The organism is Acidisoma sp. L85 (assembly GCF_009765865.1).
GTDB lineage: Bacteria > Pseudomonadota > Alphaproteobacteria > Acetobacterales > Acetobacteraceae > Acidisoma.
In genome coordinates this window covers 97,423-116,478 of the sequence record NZ_LMUQ01000039.1, presented here as the reverse complement: position 1 = coordinate 116,478, position 19,056 = coordinate 97,423, and the positions used below count along the sequence as shown (strand labels likewise).

The following is a 19,056-nucleotide window of genomic DNA, read 5'->3' as shown; positions in this document are numbered from 1 at the left end:
ACCTGCCGGGCACGGCCGGCGCGATCGCAAAGAGGCGAAACAGCATGAAAATCAGTGGCCAAGACAGTCTGAAGACGAAGCGCGTGCTGCGCGTCGGGGACAAGGACTACAGCTACTTCTCCCTGCCGGAGGCCACGGCCGAGTTGGGTGACATCAGCCGCCTGCCGGTCAGCCTCAAGGTGCTGCTGGAGAATGTGCTCCGCTTCGAGAATGGCACGTCCTACAAGACCGACGACGCCCGGTCGATCGCCGGCTGGCTGAAGGACGCCTCCTCGACCCAGGAAGTGCCGTTCCGCCCGGCGCGCATCCTAATGCAGGATTTCACCGGCGTTCCCGGCGTGGTCGATCTCGCCGCCATGCGCGACGGCATTCTGGCACTGGGCGGTGACCCGCAGAAGGTCAATCCGCTGGTGCCCGTCGATCTGGTCATCGACCATTCCGTGCAGGTCGATATCAGCGGCACCGCCGACTCGCTCGAGAAGAACGTGGAAATCGAGTTCGAGCGCAACGGTGAGCGCTACAGCTTCCTGCGCTGGGGCCAAACCGCCTTCAACAATTTCAGCGTCGTGCCCCCCGGCACCGGCATCTGCCACCAGGTGAACCTCGAGCATATCGCGCAGAACGTCTGGGTGACGGTCGAGGAGGGCGAGAGCTTCGCCTATCCAGATACGCTATTCGGCACCGATAGCCACACGACCATGGTCAACGGCCTCGGCGTGCTGGGCTGGGGCGTCGGTGGCATCGAGGCCGAGGCGGCCATGCTCGGCCAGCCGATCGCCATGCTGATCCCCGACGTCATCGGCTTCCGCATGACGGGCAAGCTCACCGAGGGCGTGACCGCGACGGATCTCGTGCTGACCGTGACGCAAATGCTGCGGAAGAAGGGCGTGGTCGGCAAATTCGTCGAGTTCTTCGGCCCTGGGCTGGACCACATGCCGCTCGCCGACCGCGCGACGATCGCCAATATGGCGCCGGAATATGGCGCGACCTGCGGCTTTTTCCCGCTCGACCGAGTGGCTGTCAACTACATGCGCCTGACCGGCCGCCCCGAGGATCGCATCGCGCTGGCGGAAGCCTATGCCAAGGCGCAGGGGATCTGGCGCGACAGCCAGACGCCGGATCCGAGCTTTACCGATACGCTGGAACTCGATCTTTCCAGTGTCGAGCCTTCGATCGCTGGGCCGAAGCGGCCGCAGGATCGCGTGGCGCTGAAAGATGCGTCGCAGGCGTTTAAACTCGAACTGACGCGCAGCCTGGGCGTGCCGGCCAATGATGTTGGCGTCACGGCGCGCGTGGCCGGGCGCAACTACGACATCACCCATGGCGACGTGGTGATCGCGGCCATTACGAGCTGCACCAATACATCCAACCCTTACGTACTCGTCGCCGCCGGACTTGTGGCGCGCAAGGCGCGGGCCTTGGGCCTGACGGCGCGGCCTTGGGTGAAGACTTCTCTGGCGCCGGGCTCGCAAGTGGTGACGGAGTATCTGGAAAAGTCGGGCTTGCAAGCCGATCTGGATGCGCTCGGTTTCCAGACAGTTGGCTATGGCTGCACCACCTGTATCGGCAATAGCGGCCCGCTCGACGATGAGATTGTCGAGGCGATCGAGGGTAACAAGCTGGTTTCCGTGTCCGTCCTTTCGGGCAATCGCAACTTCGAGGGACGCGTGCATCCGAATGTGCGCGCAAATTATCTCGCGAGCCCGCCATTGGTTGTCGCCTATGCGCTACTTGGCACGATGAATGAGGACATCACGACGGCGCCGCTGGGCACCGGCAAGGATGGCAGGCCGGTTTACCTCAAGGACATCTGGCCGACCGCGGCTGAGATCAACGCGCTGGTCGGCGCAAATGTCACGCGCGCGATGTTCGTCGATCGTTACTCGGATGTTTTCAAGGGCCCGAAGCAGTGGCAGGAAATCACGGTCGAGGGTGACGCTAAAACCTATGCCTGGTCGGATAGCTCCACCTATGTCCGCAACCCGCCCTATTTCGAGGGCATGACGATGGAGCCCAAGCCGGTCACGGATATCATCGGCGCGCGCGTGCTGGCGGTATTGGGCGACAGTATCACGACGGATCACATCAGCCCGGCCGGCAGCATCAAGAAGTCATCACCGGCGGGCGAGTATCTGCTGCAATACCAAGTCCAGCAAAAGGACTTCAACAGCTACGGCGCGCGGCGCGGCAACCATGAGATCATGATGCGCGGCACCTTCGCCAATATCCGCATCAAGAACGAGATGGCGCCTGGCACCGAAGGTGGCGTGACCACGCATTACCCCTCGCGCAAGGTGATGCCGATCTACGACGCGGCGATGCTCTACAAGGCCGAGGGCACGCCGCTGGTGGTGTTCGGCGGCAAGGAATACGGCACTGGCTCGTCACGCGACTGGGCGGCGAAAGGCACCATGCTGCTGGGTGTGAAGGCGGTGGTGACGGAAAGCTTCGAGCGCATCCACCGCTCGAACCTTGTCGGCATGGGCGTGCTGCCGCTGACCTTCAAAGAGGGCATGGACCGCAAGACGCTGGGCCTGACGGGCGAGGAAACTCTGGACATCCTCGGTCTTGAGGATTTGCGGCCCCGCATGGACATCAAGATGGTGATCCGGCGGCCGAGCGGGCAGACCGACACGGTCGATCTGCTCTGCCGCGTCGATACGCTGGACGAGGTGGCCTATTACCGCCACGGCGGTATCCTGCACTACGTCCTGCGCGAAATGGCCCGCGCTGCTTGAAGACCGTTTGAGAGCAAGCATGTGACAGACCGATCGTAGCTTTCCCTGCCCCTGCCAAGGCAGGGGCAGGGGCGCTATTCGAAGACGTTTGAGGTTCCGTAAACGGCGGACCTCAAGGCTCTTCAGGCTAAGTCGGGCGCCGCTATTGGCTACCCACAGGCCGCTGCCCCGGATGTGACACGCCTTTTGCAACCGCGACAAACGCCTCAATGTCGTCGGTCAGCATGTGCTTCAGCATTCGGTCAATCTTGCCATCGGGCCAGTCCCACCAGGCGATTGCCTGAAGTTCGGCAATGATGTCCGGGGAGAAGCGGTATCGAACGACTGACCCTGGGACGCCGACGACTACCGCATACGGCGGGACATCTTTGGTAACCACGCACGCGGCTCCAATGACAGCGCCATTTCCGATCGTGACGCCTGACATGATTATGGCCGACCGGCCGATCCATACGTCGTTGCCGATGCGGATGTCGCCCCGGGAAGTATGGGTGATGAGATCGGGAACATGGGGCCACTGTGCCCGCAGATCCGCGAACGGATAAGTGCTGACGAAATCCGTCCTGTGGTTCCCCATCGAGATCGTTACATCAGCCCCGATCGACGTGAACCTGCCAATGTGGATCTTCGGGTTTGCCAGGCCCACGTCCAGAATGCGCGGGTAACCATAGGTATGGTCTCCAACTGTCCAGCCCGCCTTGTCGATTCCCTCCTGCAGGTGGACTCTCGTCAGGTTGTCTTGTTGCGGTATCTTGGCGCGGTTGAACTGTTCGAGACTGAGGGCCACAGGCGGTCGGCCCGGAAGGGAAAGTGTGCCCTGGAACTGCATTATGCCGTTCTCCGCTACACCTTTGCCAAATCGAACCGTGGGCACTCCCTTGTCTGAGGAGAGGGTGAGCCGGCCATCAGCGATCGCCCACCGCCTCTGGTTCGGATGATCGAAGAGGTCAATTGCCCCATCAGGAAGGAACTGAATTCTGACCCAGCGTCGGGGGATGGTTTCCGCCACAGCTAAGATCCAGACGTCCTGCGTCATCAAAGCTTCGGTCGCAGGCACGTCGTCGGACATGGACTCGGCAGCTCCAGAGGAGCTGTCGAGACTACCTGAACGAGCTCACTGCCGCCTCAATTTCTTCGAGCATCACGCCCCGAGCTGCACCATGACAGCCCAGATAGCCACCAGTCCCAATACCGTCCCGACCGCCTTGAAATAGGCCAACATCTCGTCCACTCCCTCAACACGGGCAGGATCGAGACTTCTGGCTTGGCGCGCAGTGATGTAACTCACAAGCGGCCGATTTTCGGTCTGATTTATCTGCACTGTTGCCACACAGGCGCGAGCGGGGTTAACCCGTTAATTTCACTTTGTTCTTTGGAGCGGGCGAAGGGATTCGAACCCTCGACCCCAACCTTGGCAAGGTTGTGCTCTACCCCTGAGCTACGCCCGCGCTCCAGCGGGAGCGCCTTCTATGCGGCTTCCGGGATGATTGCAAGCGCCTCTCCGCCGTGCCATCACGCGGACCGCGCATGGCCCAGTTCAGTCATGTGGTAGAGGTCTTCCCAAGCGCCCGAAAAGGCGTTGTTGGCAGCGCCGAACCACATCACCTGACAGGCAACTGAGATGGACGAGCTAGACAATGGACGGGGTGATATGGATCTGACATCCGGGGCGGCCGCCCCAGCCGGCGCCTCCTTCATCCTCGAGGGTAACCAGGCGACCTTCCTCAAGGACGTGGTCGAGGCGTCTCGCCAACTCCCCGTCGTGGTGGATTTCTGGTCCGCGCGTTCCACCCTCTCGAAGCAGCTTTCGCCGGTCCTGGAGCGGGTCGTCACCGCCGCGGGCGGCCGCGTGCGGCTGGTGAAGATCGACATCGACACCAACCGGGCGCTGGTGCAGCAGCTCGCCCAACTCGGGCTGCCGGTGCAGTCGGTGCCGACCATCGCCGCTTTCTGGCAGGGCCAGATCGCGGACCTCGTGCAGGGCGCCATGGCCGAGGCCGAGGCGCGCCGCTTCGTCGAGGCGCTGTTGAAGGTCGCCGGTGGCACGATGCCCTCCGCCGATCTGCTCGCCGAGGCGCGGGCCGCGCAGGAGGAGGGCGATTTCGGGGGCGCGATCGAGCTCTACCAGGCGCTGTTGGAAGAAGAGCCCGAGCGGCCCGAGGCCTGGGGCGGCCTCATCCGCACCCTGCTCGCTGCTGGCGAGGAAGACGAGGCGGAAGCGTTGCTCGGCCGCGTTCCGCCCAAGATCGCGGATCATGCCGAGGTCGCAGGTGCGCGTAGCGCGCTCGCCTTGGCGGTGGAGGGCCGCCAGGCCACCAGCCAGGTGCAGGAGTTGGAGGCCCGTCTCGCGGCCGATCCCGCCGACCACCAGGCGCGCTACGACCTCGCCAGCGCCTTCAATGCGCAGGGACGGCGGGAAGAGGCGGCTGCCGCCCTGCTCGATATTATGAAACGCCAGCGTGGCTGGAACGAGGATGCGGCGCGGCTTCAGCTGCTCAAATTCTTCGAGGCCTGGGGGCTTGAGGATCCGGCCTCCATCCAGGCTCGGCGGCGTCTTTCGGCGCTCCTCTTTAGCTAGGGCGCCACACGGAAAGCCTTGCCGCAGAGCCGACCCGGGGACGACAGACTATGGACTCCGCCGCTGCCTGGCCCGACATGAGCGAGGCGATCCCCATCTTCCCTCTCGCCGGTGCCATGCTGCTGCCCTATGGGCGGCTTCCGCTCAACGTCTTCGAGCCGCGCTATCTGGCTTTGGTCGATGATGCTCTGGCGGCCGGCCGGTTGTTCGGGATGATCCAGCCCGATGCGTCGAAGCCCGAGACCCCGTCCGGCCCCGCGCTGTTCGGTGTCGGCTGCCTTGGCCGCATCACCTCCTTCACCGAAACGGGTGATGGGCGCCTGCTCATTTCATTGATCGGCGTGGTTCGTTTCGCGGTCGCGGAGGAGCTTGCTCCAAAGCGCGGCTACCGGCGTGTGCGCGGCGACTTCGGCGCCTATGCCGAGGATGTCGGCGAGGAGCCAAGCGGCATCGGTATGCCGCGCACAAAGCTGCTGGGTGAACTGCGCGGCTATTTCTCGCAACAGGGCCTGGATGCTGATTGGGACTCCATCGGCCAGCTTGATGATGCGAGCCTGCTGACCGCACTCTGTATGATGTGTCCCTTCTCGCCCTCGGAGAAACAGGCGCTTCTGGAGGCGCCGAGCGTGCCGAAGCGCGCGGAGATCCTGCTCGCCTTGCTCCGCATTGGAATGCATGGCACCGAGAGCCCGCCCGGGGGCCTACGTCCAAGCTGAACAGGGATTTGACCACGTGACGGATCAACCGCCGACATCCGAAGCCGAAGAGACCCTTCCCCCGCAACCCGTCGATCCGCGGCTGCTGGAGATCCTTGTGTGTCCCCTGACCAAGCAGCCGCTCATCTATGACCGGGTGCGCGGTGAATTGGTTAGCCGCGCCGCGGGTCTGGCCTATCCGATCCGGGGCGGCATCCCGATTATGCTACCGGACGAGGCACGCGTTCTCGACGACTGAGGCGCTACTGGCGGCGTAGCGGCCCCTTTTCAAAGGGATGAGGCGTGATGGGCTTCGGGGCCGGGCACATGGCGGCGGATCAGGCTGAACCGATAGCCGTCGTGCTGACATTGGATCTTGCGGAGAAATGGGTTTCCCGCGCCATGCTCGAGAAAAATGCGCTCCGCTTGGGCGACGCTGGAAGCCTCGACGCAGATGGCCGGCTCCAACTTGATAGCGCGCATGAGACGGGCGCAATTGCTGATGACCGAGGTGGGTTGCAGGGGTGCAACATGGCCATCCTCCGAGCAGGCAAAATAAAAGTTGCGCATGGGCGTGTCCTTTTGTCGCGCTGAACTCCAACTTTCCAGTCTGGGCCAGACGTCGGTTATCGGGTTGTTGCTTGCGTCGTTGCTGGACCCGTTATTCAGCCGCATTGTGATCTCTAGCCCTCGGCGAGGGCTTTGTTCAGACGGACATTCGGCTGACATCCATAGACCTTCAGTGTGATGCCCCTGCCTGGACTACGCCCTTCCGACGCTGAAGCCGTATTCGGTCTTCAGCCGATCTGGAGAACGCGGATCAGACCGAAGCTGATCACACCAAGCATCACGAGCGACAGGGTAACCGCGGCCGCGACCCGCGGCCCGGCCAGTGCCACGACACGCACATCGACACTAAGACCCAGTGCCGCCATCGAGATGGTTGTCAGGAGATTCGCGAACCTTGTAATCGGTGCCACCAGGGATGTCGGGATCATGCCAGTCGAGCGAAGCGTCAGCATGATCAGGAAGCCGACGATAAACCAGGGCACCAACTCGTGCAGCGGTGGGTACCGTCGTTTTGTGTGGCTGGCTGGGGCTTCTGCCTCGCTCGCCTCATCACGCATCCGGCGTGTGAGGAGCGAAAGCGCGAGGACGACAGGACCCAAAGTCAGCACACGCACCAGCTTGACGACCGTGCCGACCTGGTTACTTAGCGCACCGATCGGCAAGGTCGCTGCCAGAACCTGCGGCACTGCATAGACTGTCAGCCCGGCGAGCACCCCGTATTGCGTCAGTGACAGGAGAAAGACCGGCACGAGCAACGGCAGCAGCAACACGACGACGACGCCCAGAACCGCCGTGAAGGCGATCGAGGAGGCGATATCGTCGCTGTCAGCGCCGATGATCGGGGCCACCGCCGCAATCGCGGAATTGCCGCAGATGGAATTGCCGCAAGCGATCAGCATCGCCATGCGCCACGGCAAGCGGAAGGCTCGGCTGATGCCGTAGCTCGCCACGATCGCGACGGCGACAATCAGGACAATGCCGACCAGGAGCCCCGGCCCGAGGGCCAGCACGGCACGCGCACTTATCGCCGCACCGAGCAGCACCACCGCGATTTCGAGCAGGATTTTGCCGCTGAAGACTATGCCCGGATGCCAGAGATCGCCTGGCGTCCAGAGCGAGCGGATGGCAACTCCAAGAAGGATCGCGAGGACAAGAGCTTCGAGATAGGGCTGCCCGACCAGCCGTGTTTCGACCAGTTGGAGCGCCGTTGCCAAGCCTGTGACCAAGATGCAAAGCAGGATGCCGGGCAAGCTTCGCAGGACCCCATGGCGGGTCGAGCGGGTTGCAACCGGCGTGTCGATCATCCGGCTATGGCGCGATCGTCACGTAGTAGGAGCCGTGGGTCTTATGCGTGTCGGTGTCCGTCGCGTGCCACCGCACTTCGTAGCGGCCGGGGGTTAACGGCTTCAGGCCGACGACAAGCTCCTTCGCATGGCCAGCGGGGACATGGGCATTGCCGAGATCCACCCGGACACCTTTGCTATCCGTGACGACAACGCCCGTGAACTTAGGCTCCAACTCGTCATCGAAGGTGATCGAGAGGTCATGCGGCGCCACGCGCACGGTGCCGTTGATCGGCGGTATTCCCTTTTGCGGATAGGCATGGGCGAAGACGGCGGTGGGGGCGAGAAGCATGGCGGCACAAGCCGCCGCGATGGGAATGCGGTTTGACATGGCAGGTCTCTCTACGAATGCGACAAACAAGCAACTCCCGGGGCGCGTCGTGTTTCACGAGACGGTCCGGCGCGGGCGCGTGCCTTCACGAGCCGGCCGGCACAGTCCGGGCAGACCTCGGGGCTTGTCAATGGGCGCGGGTCGCGCGCCGGGCTGATCGGCGGGACTCCCTATACCCTGATCGTTGACGCTACGGCGGCAGGCGTGTGACGCTTCTAGCCGGCGGCATCGCAGCGTGAGCGCCGCATGCCTGCAGCGATCTCCGGAGAGCGTCATGACCAGCACAAGAAAAACGCCAGACTCCTTAAGAAGCGCGCGCTGGTTTGGTCCAGACGATTTGCGGACGTTCGGGCACCGGTCTCGCATCATGCAGATGGGTTATGGGCCCGCGGACTGGGAGGGGCGGCCGATCATCGCGATTCTCAATACATGGTCCGACATCAATCCATGTCATGCGCATTTCAAGGACCGCGTTCAGGACGTCAAACGCGGCATTCTGCAAACGGGCGGCTTGCCGTTGGAACTTCCGGCGCTGTCATTGTCCGAGAACTTCGTCAAACCCACGACAATGCTCTACCGCAACATGCTCGCGATGGAGGCGGAGGAGCTTCTCCGCAGCCATCCCATAGACGGCGCGGTGCTGATGGGCGGCTGCGACAAGACAACGCCCGCGCTCATCATGGGAGCAATAAGCGCGGGGTTGCCGGCCATTTTTGTTCCGGCCGGCCCGATGCTGCGCGGGAATTGGAAGGGCAAGGTGCTGGGCTCCGGCTCCGATGCCTGGAAGTATTGGGATGAGCGGCGCGCCGGGAATATATCGGATAAGGAGTGGCTGGAGATCGAAGGTGGCATCGCCCGGAGCCACGGCCACTGCATGACGATGGGGACGGCCAGCACGATGACGGCGATCGCCGAATCGGTCGGCCTCACGCTCTCCGGGGCGTCGTCGATCCCCGCCGCCGATGCCGACCATATCAGAATGTGCGCCGAGTCCGGGCGCCGGATCGTGGAGATGGTTTGGGAGGATCTGACTCCTGCCAAGATTCTGACGCGCAACTCGTTCGAGAACGCGGTTACCGTGGCGATCGCGATGGGATGTTCGACGAATGCGACGATCCACGTGACCGCCATGTCGCGGCGAGCGGGGTTCGATGTTGGTCTCGACGAGTTCGACAAAGCGAGCCGTCGCGTGCCGGTTGTCGCGAATGTGCGGCCGAGCGGCAAATTATATCTGATGGAGGATTTTTACTACGCCGGAGGACTCACTGGCCTCATGACTCGGCTACGCCCGCATCTTCACCTCGATGCGCTCACCGTCACGGGCAAGACGCTTGGCGAGAACATAGCCGAGGCCACGGTGCACAATGACGATGTCATTCGCACGCTGGACAATCCGGTTTATGCGGATGGCGCAATCGCGGTGCTCCGGGGCAATCTTGCGCCGGATGGCTGCGTGATGAAGCCAAGCGCCTGTGAGCCCAAATATCTGCAGCATTCCGGCCCGGCCATCGTCTTCGACGACTATCCTTCGCTGAAGGCGAATATCGACCGTGACGACCTCGATGTAACACCCGACCACATCCTTGTGCTGCGCAATGCCGGGCCGCTGGGCGGTCCTGGGATGCCGGAATGGGGGATGCTGCCCATTCCCAAGAAACTCCTCAAGCAGGGGGTGCGCGATATGATTCGTATTTCCGATGCACGCATGAGCGGGACGAGCTACGGCGCTTGCATTTTGCATGTGGCGCCAGAAGCGCATATCGGCGGGCCGCTGGCACTCGCGCGAACCGGCGATATCATCTCCGTCAATGTGGCGGAGCGCAGCATCAACCTCGAAGTCTCCGAGGCTGAGCTAGAGCGCCGCCGCGCGGCATGGGTGCCAGCGCCCCGGCCGTACGAGCGCGGCTACGGCTGGATGTTCTCGCGCCACGTGCTTCAGGCCGACCAGGGCTGCGACTTCGACTTCCTGCAAACAGGCTTCGGCGCGGCGGTCGGCGAACCGGCGATTTATTAGAGGGGCGTGTCTCTGGCCCGAGCCGTGTTCATTCCCCCACGTCATGCTCGGCGAAGGCCGAGCATCCACGCCTCGCTTGCCCATGAAGGCAAGGCGCGGATGGCACGCGGGGGGCCGCCCCGCCTTCGCGTGCCATGACGGATCTCGGATCGCCGTTCAACTACAGCTCCGGCGGAAGCACCTCATCCGGCTCGAGGTTTTCAAGCTGCTGGTCATGGCTGAGCGACAACGCCACCAGCATCGCGAAGCCGACGACACAGGCGATCGCGAGTAGCCCGATCGTGTAGCTCCCCGTGGAATCCTTGATCTTGCCCATGACGTAAGGGCCAAAGAAACCGGAAAGATTGCCGAGGGAATTCACCGCCGCGATGCCGCTCGCCGCCGCCGCTCCGGCGAGGAAATTGGTCGGCAAAGTCCAGAACACCGGCAGCACGCCGAAAATGCCGAAGCCCGCAAGCGTCAGCAGCAGCATTTTGCCAACCGGATCATCGACCAGAGTCGAGCCCGCGATGCCGAGTCCCGCAATCAGAGCAGCGATCGCGACATGCTCTCGCCTTTCGCCGGCGCGGTCCGAATGGCGCCCCCAATAGATCATCCCGATCGTTCCCGCGACATAGGGAAGGGCGGTCACGAAGCCGGTCGCCGTGTAGCTCAATCCGAAGCCGCGCACGATCTGCGGGAGGAAAAAGCTCAGCCCGTAGTTGGTTCCGTTGATGCCGAAATAGACGAAGGCGAGCAGCAGAACGCGCGTATTGGAAATCGCTTCGAGGATGCCAAAACGCTTCGCCCGCTCGCGTTTGGCGCGTTCCGACGCCAGGCGTTCGACGAGCCAGGCGCGCTCGTCCGGGGCAAGCCATGTCGCGTCGGCTGCCCTGTCGGTGAGGTAGAACAGCACGACGACGGAGAGCAGGATCGCCGGAAGCGCTTCGATGAGGAACATCCACTGCCAGCCGCTCAGCCCAAGCCCGGTAATATTGAGCAGTGCGCCGGAGATCGGGCCGCCGACGACGGTAGAGAGCGGGATGGCCGCCATGAAATAGCCGATCATCCGCCCGCGGTAGCGTGCCGGGAACCAGATCGTCAGAAAGAAGATGATGCCGGGGAAAAAGCCCGCCTCGGCAAGCCCGAGCAACACGCGCAACACGATGAACGTCGTCGATGCGCGGACCCCGAGCAGCGCCGAGATTTGCGGGACAAAGGCCATCGCGCCCGCGACCACGCCCCAGCTGAACATGATCCGGGCGATCCACTTCCGGGCGCCGAATTTCTCAAGCGCGAGATTGGAAGGCACTTCGAAGAAGAAATAGGCGATGAAGAAAATGCCAGCGCCGAAACCGAAGACGGTGGCGGTGAAGCCAAGCTCCTTGTTCATGCCGAGTGCCGCGAAGCCGACGTTCACGCGATCGAGATAGGCGACGAAATAGCAGAGCATGAGAAACGGGATGAGTCGCCTCGTTACGCGGCGGATTGTTCGCGTTTCGATATCCATCGAAGTCAGTCCTCCCTCGGCACCCAGCACGACCGGGCACCCGTTTGGGATATAAGATCGATGCGACTCCGATCGCGTCAACTGGCCGCCGGTGGGGCGCAAAAACCTGGATAGGCGGCTCGATTCGTGATCGACTGTGGCCCGTGTAGGCGATGTCGAGTCGCTGAATAGATTCGGAGCCACACAGGAAAAACCGAGGGATAACAACTCAGCGCCCGGTTGAGTGACAGTCAAGCGAGAAGAGCCTAGCCTTTCGGTGAGGGCGGGGGAGCATATGCAAAGCGGACGTGCAGTCTTGTGGTTGATTGCGGGCTTGGTAACCGCTTCCGGGTCGAGCTACGCCAGCAACTTACTGGCTCATCCAAGCCCCGACACCGTTTCGGCCACAGTCATGAATTTCCGCAAGGCCCTGCATGCCGGGGGCATGAAGCTCGTGTCGAGCGATATCGCGCAATGCTATGTCGATGCGAAAGAGGCCCCGCAAAGCGTTGTCGATTGTATGCTGTGGGACATATCGGCGCTCAATGTGGACGCAATCGTCCGCAAGGACATGATCGATCGAGGGGTCGCGGATCCGGGCCCGGCCACACCCTATCAAGCTTGGCCAGCTTTTCAGGCCCGCGTGGACAAATGGCGCCCGCTTGCTTTTGGAAGCGAGATTGCGGATGCGCGCTCATATTTCGGAACCACACCATCCGAGATCGCGGACAACGTTGTCAAACTTTCGCCAGACGATGTGGTCAAAGCCTATACCGGGCTCGTGGCCGCTCCTTCCAACAATGTGGTCGATGCTTCATCTCAAAATGCCGTGAAGTCCTCTCGGGATCATTCGGCCGGGAATGCAGCGGCCGATGTCGCGGAGGCCTCTCCCAGCGCTGTGGTTCCTGCGCCGGCAACGAAGACCTCCACAGAGGCAACCAAGACATCCTCTGGCGACTCGACACATCACAAGCACAGCACGAAACACAAGCACAGCGACGACCACAAACACAGCGACAAGCACAAGAAAAAGCACAAACATAAGACCACCAGCTGATTCAGGGTTTGGTTGATCGGACCCCAGCGAACATTCTCCTCGTGATGGCAACGCCCTTTGAGCACCGGTTATGACGCGGTTCGATGCGTCGTGGCTGGAACTGCGCGAGCCTGCGGATCTCCAGGCTCGCAATCCGGATTTGCTCAGGACTGTCGCGGCTGCCTTGGGCGCATCGGGCGGCGTCGTCGTCGATCTTGGCTGCGGCACCGGTGCGACATTCCGAGCCCTGTCGCCATGGCTTCTCGCGCCGGTGCGTTGGCGCCTCATCGACAATGACCGGAGCTTACTGGATGCCGCCATGGTGTCCATCGGAGCGCTAGCTGAAGCAGTTCAACTGGACCTCGCGCAGCTCGATGAGTTGCCACTGCGCGATGCCACATTCGTTACCGCCTCCGCGCTCTTCGACCTTTGCGCGGCATCCTTCATCGAGGCTCTCGCGGATCGGCTTGCCGAGCGGCGTCTCGATCTCTACGCCGCGCTGAACTATGACGGCACCATCATCTGGTCACCCCTTCACGAGTCCGATGGGGCGATCGTTGCACTCTTCAACCGGCATCAGCGGTCGGACAAGGGAATGGGCCAGGCGCTTGGACCGGAGGCCGGTCGGGCATTGGCTGATACCTTTGCCGCGCTCGGCTATGATGTCATTCGCGCGGACAGTGCCTGGCAATTGTCGCAGGGGGTGGAGGCCTTGCAAATCGCGTTCATCGAGGGGGTCGCCCGGGCGGTGGCGGAGACGGGCGGCATGGCCGCGGCGGAGCTTCGCGATTGGAGGACCTTCCGGCTGGCGACCCTGAAAACCGGCGCCTCCTGCCGGGTTGGTCATGTCGATGTGCTGGCGCGGCCGCCTGATGCAAGGAGGCATGAGCCGCAACGCCATTGACGATGGGGGCCGCCGTGGCGAGTGTGCGTCTGGCCCATACAAGCAAAGAGATCGCGTGACCGACAACACGACGAGCGATGCGCCGCCCTCATCGGGTCCCCTGACGGGGTTGCGCGTGCTGGAACTCGGCCATTTCGTCGCCGCCCCGTTCTGCACACGGCTCCTTGGCGATCTTGGCGCCGATGTCATCAAGGTCGAGCCGCCCAAGGGCGATCCGGTGCGCGAATGGGGTGCCCGGCTGGCAGGCGAACCGCTGTGGTGGTCTGTTCACGGCCGGAACAAGCGCTGCGTCACGCTCGATCTCAAGCATCCGAAGGGTCGTGAGACCGTTCTGGCACTTGTCGCCCATTGCGATGTGCTGGTGGAGAATTTCCGGCCCGGGCAACTCGACCGCCTGGGCCTGACCGAAGTGGCTTTGCGCGCCGCGCGGCCCGATCTCGTCATCGCCCGCATTTCCGGCTACGGCCAGGATGGTCCGCAGCGCGACCGGGCGTCCTTCGGCGTCATCGGCGAGGCGGTCGGCGGGCTGCGCTACCTCACCAACCACGCGCCCGGCACCAGCGATCTGCCGCCGGTGAGGGTTGGTTTGAGCATTGGGGATTCGGTGGCCGGCATCTATGCCTGCTTCGGCATCATGGCGGCGCTGTGGAAGCGGGGTGCTGCGGGGTGCCAAGGCGTCTCGGTCGACGTTGCACTCAGTGAGGCCATTGCCAGTCTGCTGGAGGGGGCTCTGCCCGAATACGGGGCACTCGGAATTATTCGGCAGCCAAGCGGTGGACGCATCGCGACGGCGGCACCGACCAATGCCTATCGCACACGGGACGACATTTGGCTGCTCATCGCCGCCAATTCGGATGCGCTGTTTCGCCGCTTGGCGGGGGCGATGGAAGCGCCCGACCTTCTGGAAGATCCGCGCTTCGCGGGCAATCAGGCGCGCGTCGCCAATGCCGAGGCGCTGGATGCCCGAATCACGCAATGGACCCAGCAATGGGACGTCGCGGCCCTGGAGCCAGTGCTGGCCGCGGCCGATGTTCCATCGACCCGCGCCTATTCCATCGCCGATGTCGCGGCCGATCCGCAATTTCGGTTCCGTCGCATGGTGCGGGAGGTCGAGGATCCGCTCCTCGGCCGCGTGCTGCATCCCGGCATCGTGCCGCATGTGCCGGAGGATCCGGGGCAAATCCGCTGGCCCGGTCCTGCGATCGGCGCGCATAACCGGGAGGTCTTCGGCGGCCTGCTCGCCATGTCCGACGCTGCAATAGCGGAGCTGGTCTCGGAAGGCGTCAGTCGGTGAACGCGATCGAGATCGTCGATGTGACGCTGCGGGACGGCATTCAGCCCATCGGTCCGTGGATACCGACCGAGCGCAAGATCGCGCTGTTGCATAGTCTGGCCGCGACCGGCCTCAGGCGCATGGAAGTCGGCGCCTTCGTCAGCGCCAACGCGATGCCGCAGATGCGCGATACCTTGGCTGTGCTGGAAGCCGCATTGGCGATCCCTGGCATGCGCGCTCAGGTGCTGGTACCGACGGCGCGGCGGGCGGCCGAGGCGGTGGCGGCTGGGGCGAGGGAACTGGCCTTCGTCCTGTCGGTATCTGAAGCCCATAACCAAGCGAATCTGCGCCGGTCGGTCGATGAATCGGTCGCCGATTATGGTCGGTTCGTGAACGAAACGCCGCCGGATATCGCGATCCGGCTCAATCTCGCGACCAGCTTCGATTGTCCCTTCACCGGACGGGTCGCGGAGGATGCGGTGATCTCGTTGCTTGGACGCCTTCTGCCCTTGAGGCCCGAGGTCGAGGTTGGCCTCTGCGATACCACCGGCCGGGCGACACCGGATCAGGTCGATCGGCTCGTGGCACTCGCGATCGCGCATTATCCGGGTGTGGATCGCTGGGCCTTCCATGGCCATGACACCTACGCGATGGGAACCGCTAATGCCTATGCCGCCTACAATGCCGGGGTGCGGGTGATCGATGCGGCGAGCGGTGGCCTCGGCGGCTGCCCCTTCGCGCCCGGCGCGACCGGCAACGTCGCGACCGAGGATCTCGTCTGGATGTTCGAGAAGATGGGCGTTTCGACAGGCGTCGATCTCGATCGCCTCGTCGTCGTGGCGGAAGAGGCGGCGGCATTGCCGGGCGGCCTTTCAGGCGGCCGTGTTCGCCAAGCCGTGTTGGCCCAGGCTCGGAGGCGTGTGGCTGCCGCCGGGGCCTGAAGGCCTGTCGTCGCTGATCTCCGGAATAGGCATCGCTGCCACGGCCGATTCGCTTGCGAGGGGCGGCCGCCAAGCCTTGCGCCTGCTCTGGGGCGGGTGAAATATGTTGCCGAGCGTAGGTTCCAAAGAGGCGCTGCCATCAGCGGGCGCCGTCCAGCACGCATATGACCCTGCCATATCTGGTCGAGCACGATCTCGGCCTGCCGGGCTGTGATAGGCGGGGAAAGAGGAGATCTCGGCATGCAGACACAACAGCAGTTCATTGGCGGTTCCTGGCGCGCGGGCGCGCAGACGCTGCCGATCATCAATCCATCCGATGGCCAGGAGGTCGGCCGCATCGCGCGCGGCACCGCCGCCGACGTCGATGCGGCCGTTAGGGCAGGGCTGGCGGCGGTGGAGGGCGAGTGGGGGCGGACGGATGCGGCGGCGCGCGGACGGCTGCTTCTCCGCATGGCGGAATTCATCCGGCGCGACGCGGAAAGCCTCGCGAAACTGGAAAGCCTCGATGTCGGCAAACCACTGTCCCAGGCACGCACGGATGTCACCGTCTGCGCGCGCTACTTCGAATACTATGCCGGCGCGGCGGACAAGGTGCACGGCGAAACCATTCCGTTCCAGGACGGTTTCACCGTGATGACGGTGTGGGAGCCGCATGGCGTGACGGCGCATATCCTGCCGTGGAATTATCCGTTGCAGATGACTGGCCGCTCGATTGCGCCGGCGCTCGCCATGGGCAATGCGATCGTGGTCAAGCCGGCCGAGGATACCTCGCTCACGGCGCTCGCACTGGCGCGGCTGGCGGAGGAGGCGGGGTTTCCAGCCGGCGTCCTCAATGTCGTCACCGGGCTGGGCGAGGAAGCCGGGGCAGCGTTATGCGCGCATCCCGGTGTCAGCCACATCAGCTTCACCGGATCGCCCGAGGTCGGCACGCTGGTGCAGACCGCCGCCGCCCAGCGCACGATTCCGGTGACGCTGGAACTTGGCGGCAAGTCGCCTCAGGTGGTCTTCGCGGATGCGGATTTGAACGATGCGGCCGCCACCATAACCCGCGCTATCACGCAGAATTCTGGTCAGACCTGCAGCGCCGGCTCCCGCGTGATCATCGAGGATCGTGCCTATGACAGCTTCACCGCCGATCTGGCGAAGCGGTTTAAGGCGCTCCGCATCGGTGCATCGGACCAGGATCTCGATATGGGTCCTGTGGTCAATGCGGTGCAAAAGGAGCGGATAGAGGGTTTCCTCGCGCTGGCCGAGCGCGACGGGTTGCCGATCCTGGCTCAGGGCGATCTCGGCACTAATGTTTCGGCTGACGGGTTTTATGTGCGTCCGACACTGATCGGCGACGTGCCCTTCGATCATCCCTTGGCCCAGCAGGAGATCTTCGGGCCGGTGCTCGTCGCCATCCGTATGAAGGACGAGGCGGATGCACTACGCATCGCGAACAGCACTGAATACGGCTTGGTCGCTGGCATCTGGACGGGCGATATCGGGCGCGCGCTGCGCCTGGCGCATGGTGTGAAATCCGGCCAGGTCTACATCAACAACTATGGTGCGGGTGGTGGGGTGGAGCTGCCCTTCGGTGGCGTGAAGCGTTCGGGCCATGGGCGCGAGAAGGGTTTCGCGGCGCTGCACGGTTTCGGCACGCTGAAGACCATCGCCATCAAGCACAAGGCCGCCTGATGGCGCAGCCGGGATCCGCGCCGAGGCCGGCGCCCGGCAAGCCGTTGCGCGGTCTGCTGGTGATCGCCTTGGAGCAGGCGGTTGCGGCGCCCTACTGCTCCTCGCGTCTCGCCGATGCCGGGGCTCGGGTCATCAAGATCGAGCGGCGGGAAGGCGATTTCGCGCGCGGCTATGACGCCGCCGTGCATGGCACGTCGAGCTATTTCGTCTGGCTCAACCGCGGCAAGGAAAGCCTCGTCCTGGACATCAAGAATGCAGAGGACTCGGCGCTTCTGCATCGCCTTGTCGCGCGCGCCGATGTCTTCATTCAGAACCTGGCGCCGGGAGCCGCGGCGCGGGCGGGTTTCGACAGCGTGCAGCTGCGTGCACGGCATCACAGACTGATCACCGTCGATATTTCCGGCTACGGAACCGGCAACAGCTACGCCGACATGAAGGCCTATGACCTGCTCGTGCAGGCCGAGAGCGGTCTCGCTTCCATCACCGGCCATCCGGCCGGGCCGGGGCGTGTCGGCGTCTCCGTCTGCGATGTGAGTTGCGGCATGTATGCCTATTCGGCGGTGCTCGAGGCTTTGATCAGCCGAGGCGTCACCGGGCAAGGCGCGCGGCTGGAGGTCAGCCTGTTCGACGCCATGGCGGATTGGATGAATGTGCCGCTGCTGTATTTCGAGGGCACCGGAAATGCGCCGAAGCGTGTGGATCTCGCGCATCCTTCCATCTGCCCCTACGGCGCTTTCGCGCTAAGTGACGGCCACCTGGTCCTGATTGCGATTCAGAACGAGCGGGAGTGGGCGAAATTTTGCAATGAGGTTCTGCTGGAGCCTGATTTGCCGCGGCAGCCGGGTTTCGAGAGCAACACCACGCGCGTCGCTCATCGTGAGGCCGTGGATGCGCGTGTCGGCCGTTCGCTTGGTGCGCTTGACCGCGAGACGGCTTCTGTCCGTCTGCGTGCGGCGCAGACGGCGTTCGGCTTCGTCAATGACCTGAGCGGTCTCGCCGCCCATCCCGCTCTGCGGCGTTCGCGGGTCGAACTGACGGATGGCACGGCCGATATTGTAGCGGCGCCGGTTCTTATAGACGGTGGCAATCGGCGACTTGGCAAGGTTCCAGGCATCGGCGAACACTCCGCCGCCATTCGCGCGGAATTTGCCGGATGACGGCTGCGAGTTTTTTGGCAAAGTCTCCAACGTCATCGTCGGCGAAGGCCGAGGATCCACGCCTTACTCGCGGCGCAAAGGCGACGCGTGGATGCTCGGCCTTCGCCGAGCATGACGAGGCGCCCGCGAGGCGCGCGCAAGATAGGTTGAATATAGGCGACTGCCGCTTCAGCGATCCGCCGCATCCTTCATCAAGAACCGAAAATCGCAGCCAAACTCTGCCTGTGTGACGAACTCGCTATGCAGCCAGTCGTAGCCGCGCTTCGCCGGACCTGCGGCCATCGGAACAACAGCGGCTTTCCGACGCTGTAACTCGTCAGCAGCGACA

The 19,056-nt window shown here is 63.5% G+C and carries 16 protein-coding genes and 1 tRNA gene; 11 read left to right on the top strand and 6 right to left on the bottom strand.

The annotated features are described in order from the left end of the window. Positions 1-44 precede the first annotated feature (44 nt). Positions 45-2,738 carry an aconitate hydratase AcnA gene (gene acnA / locus GSQ83_RS10740; protein ID WP_158802885.1) on the top strand — a complete coding sequence of 898 codons (2,694 nt, stop codon included), beginning with the start codon at positions 45-47 and terminating at the stop codon, positions 2,736-2,738. A gap of 142 nt (positions 2,739-2,880) precedes the next feature. Here acnA and GSQ83_RS10735 read toward each other — a convergent pair whose 3' ends face one another. Beyond that, the gene (locus GSQ83_RS10735) at positions 2,881-3,807 is read right to left on the bottom strand and encodes a CatB-related O-acetyltransferase (protein WP_305782244.1); all 927 of its coding nucleotides are present in this window, start codon (positions 3,805-3,807) and stop codon (positions 2,881-2,883) included. A gap of 304 nt (positions 3,808-4,111) precedes the next feature. Beyond that, positions 4,112-4,186, bottom strand: a tRNA-Gly gene (locus tag GSQ83_RS10730). Positions 4,187-4,359: 173 nt separating this feature from the next. Here GSQ83_RS10730 and GSQ83_RS10725 point away from each other — a divergent pair. The 3 genes from GSQ83_RS10725 to GSQ83_RS10715 are packed head-to-tail and all read left to right on the top strand — an operon-like array spanning position 4,360 to position 6,270. Beyond that, complete coding sequence (locus GSQ83_RS10725) at positions 4,360-5,316, top strand: tetratricopeptide repeat protein (RefSeq protein ID WP_254065614.1); 957 nt, start codon at positions 4,360-4,362, stop codon at positions 5,314-5,316. A gap of 50 nt (positions 5,317-5,366) precedes the next feature. Then, the gene (locus tag GSQ83_RS10720) at positions 5,367-6,032 is read left to right on the top strand and encodes an LON peptidase substrate-binding domain-containing protein (protein ID WP_158802884.1); all 666 of its coding nucleotides are present in this window, start codon (positions 5,367-5,369) and stop codon (positions 6,030-6,032) included. Positions 6,033-6,048: 16 nt separating this feature from the next. Further along, positions 6,049-6,270: a Trm112 family protein gene (locus GSQ83_RS10715; protein WP_254065613.1), complete on the top strand. Its 222-nt coding sequence runs from the start codon at positions 6,049-6,051 to the stop codon at positions 6,268-6,270. Positions 6,271-6,299: 29 nt separating this feature from the next. On the opposite strand, the gene GSQ83_RS10710 is transcribed toward GSQ83_RS10715, so the two are convergent. The 3 genes from GSQ83_RS10710 to GSQ83_RS10700 all read right to left on the bottom strand — a co-directional run bounded on the left by GSQ83_RS10710 (position 6,300) and on the right by GSQ83_RS10700 (position 8,255). Continuing rightward, positions 6,300-6,581, bottom strand: coding sequence for a hypothetical protein (locus GSQ83_RS10710; protein WP_158802882.1), 282 nt, complete (start codon positions 6,579-6,581; stop codon positions 6,300-6,302). A 227-nt stretch (positions 6,582-6,808) separates the two neighbouring features. Next, the gene (locus GSQ83_RS10705; RefSeq protein ID WP_158802881.1) at positions 6,809-7,885 is read right to left on the bottom strand and encodes a YeiH family protein; all 1,077 of its coding nucleotides are present in this window, start codon (positions 7,883-7,885) and stop codon (positions 6,809-6,811) included. Between the two features lie 4 nt (positions 7,886-7,889). Next, the gene (locus tag GSQ83_RS10700; RefSeq protein ID WP_158802880.1) at positions 7,890-8,255 is read right to left on the bottom strand and encodes a copper resistance protein CopC; all 366 of its coding nucleotides are present in this window, start codon (positions 8,253-8,255) and stop codon (positions 7,890-7,892) included. Between the two features lie 274 nt (positions 8,256-8,529). Here GSQ83_RS10700 and araD point away from each other — a divergent pair, with 274 nt between their 5' ends. Continuing rightward, positions 8,530-10,269, top strand: a complete 1,740-nt coding sequence (gene araD, locus GSQ83_RS10695; RefSeq protein WP_158802879.1) for an L-arabinonate dehydratase — start codon at positions 8,530-8,532, stop codon at positions 10,267-10,269. 160 nt (positions 10,270-10,429) lie between these two features. On the opposite strand, the gene GSQ83_RS10690 is transcribed toward araD, so the two are convergent. After that, positions 10,430-11,758 carry an MFS transporter gene (locus tag GSQ83_RS10690; RefSeq protein WP_158802878.1) on the bottom strand — a complete coding sequence of 443 codons (1,329 nt, stop codon included), beginning with the start codon at positions 11,756-11,758 and terminating at the stop codon, positions 10,430-10,432. 391 nt (positions 11,759-12,149) lie between these two features. Here GSQ83_RS10690 and GSQ83_RS10685 point away from each other — a divergent pair, with 391 nt between their 5' ends. The 6 genes from GSQ83_RS10685 (at position 12,150) to GSQ83_RS10660 (ending at position 18,728) form a co-directional block, all read left to right on the top strand. Then, a complete protein-coding gene (locus GSQ83_RS10685) occupies positions 12,150-12,794 on the top strand; it encodes a hypothetical protein (protein ID WP_158802877.1) in 645 nt (214 codons plus the stop codon). 70 nt (positions 12,795-12,864) lie between these two features. Beyond that, the gene (locus tag GSQ83_RS10680; RefSeq protein WP_158802876.1) at positions 12,865-13,677 is read left to right on the top strand and encodes a class I SAM-dependent methyltransferase; all 813 of its coding nucleotides are present in this window, start codon (positions 12,865-12,867) and stop codon (positions 13,675-13,677) included. Between the two features lie 55 nt (positions 13,678-13,732). After that, a complete protein-coding gene (locus tag GSQ83_RS10675; RefSeq protein ID WP_254065612.1) occupies positions 13,733-14,971 on the top strand; it encodes a CaiB/BaiF CoA-transferase family protein in 1,239 nt (412 codons plus the stop codon). After that, positions 14,968-15,891 carry a hydroxymethylglutaryl-CoA lyase gene (locus GSQ83_RS10670; RefSeq protein WP_158802874.1) on the top strand — a complete coding sequence of 308 codons (924 nt, stop codon included), beginning with the start codon at positions 14,968-14,970 and terminating at the stop codon, positions 15,889-15,891. The genes GSQ83_RS10675 and GSQ83_RS10670 overlap by 4 nt, the downstream gene beginning before the upstream one ends. 240 nt (positions 15,892-16,131) lie before the next feature. Further along, on the top strand, positions 16,132-17,571 hold the full coding sequence (locus GSQ83_RS10665; protein ID WP_158802873.1) for an aldehyde dehydrogenase family protein: 1,440 nt from the start codon (positions 16,132-16,134) through the stop codon (positions 17,569-17,571). Continuing rightward, on the top strand, positions 17,571-18,728 hold the full coding sequence (locus tag GSQ83_RS10660; RefSeq protein WP_158802872.1) for a CaiB/BaiF CoA-transferase family protein: 1,158 nt from the start codon (positions 17,571-17,573) through the stop codon (positions 18,726-18,728). The genes GSQ83_RS10665 and GSQ83_RS10660 overlap by 1 nt, the downstream gene beginning before the upstream one ends. Positions 18,729-19,056: the final 328 nt, after the last annotated feature.

What these genes read in the sequence shown, in the direction of transcription:
- GSQ83_RS10725 (WP_254065614.1), top strand. Translation starts at nt 4,360, where the DNA reads ATGGACGAGCTAGACAATGGACGGGGTGATATGGATCTGACATCCGGG.
- GSQ83_RS10665 (WP_158802873.1), top strand. Translation starts at nt 16,132, where the DNA reads ATGCAGACACAACAGCAGTTCATTGGCGGTTCCTGGCGCGCGGGCGCG.
- GSQ83_RS10720 (WP_158802884.1), top strand. Translation starts at nt 5,367, where the DNA reads ATGGACTCCGCCGCTGCCTGGCCCGACATGAGCGAGGCGATCCCCATC.
- GSQ83_RS10690 (WP_158802878.1), bottom strand. Translation starts at nt 11,758, where the DNA reads ATGGATATCGAAACGCGAACAATCCGCCGCGTAACGAGGCGACTCATC.
- GSQ83_RS10705 (WP_158802881.1), bottom strand. Translation starts at nt 7,885, where the DNA reads ATGATCGACACGCCGGTTGCAACCCGCTCGACCCGCCATGGGGTCCTG.
- GSQ83_RS10700 (WP_158802880.1), bottom strand. Translation starts at nt 8,255, where the DNA reads ATGTCAAACCGCATTCCCATCGCGGCGGCTTGTGCCGCCATGCTTCTC.
- GSQ83_RS10660 (WP_158802872.1), top strand. Translation starts at nt 17,571, where the DNA reads ATGGCGCAGCCGGGATCCGCGCCGAGGCCGGCGCCCGGCAAGCCGTTG.
- acnA (WP_158802885.1), top strand. Translation starts at nt 45, where the DNA reads ATGAAAATCAGTGGCCAAGACAGTCTGAAGACGAAGCGCGTGCTGCGC.
- GSQ83_RS10710 (WP_158802882.1), bottom strand. Translation starts at nt 6,581, where the DNA reads ATGCGCAACTTTTATTTTGCCTGCTCGGAGGATGGCCATGTTGCACCC.
- GSQ83_RS10685 (WP_158802877.1), top strand. Translation starts at nt 12,150, where the DNA reads ATGAATTTCCGCAAGGCCCTGCATGCCGGGGGCATGAAGCTCGTGTCG.
- GSQ83_RS10680 (WP_158802876.1), top strand. Translation starts at nt 12,865, where the DNA reads ATGACGCGGTTCGATGCGTCGTGGCTGGAACTGCGCGAGCCTGCGGAT.
- araD (WP_158802879.1), top strand. Translation starts at nt 8,530, where the DNA reads ATGACCAGCACAAGAAAAACGCCAGACTCCTTAAGAAGCGCGCGCTGG.
- GSQ83_RS10735 (WP_305782244.1), bottom strand. Translation starts at nt 3,807, where the DNA reads ATGTCCGACGACGTGCCTGCGACCGAAGCTTTGATGACGCAGGACGTC.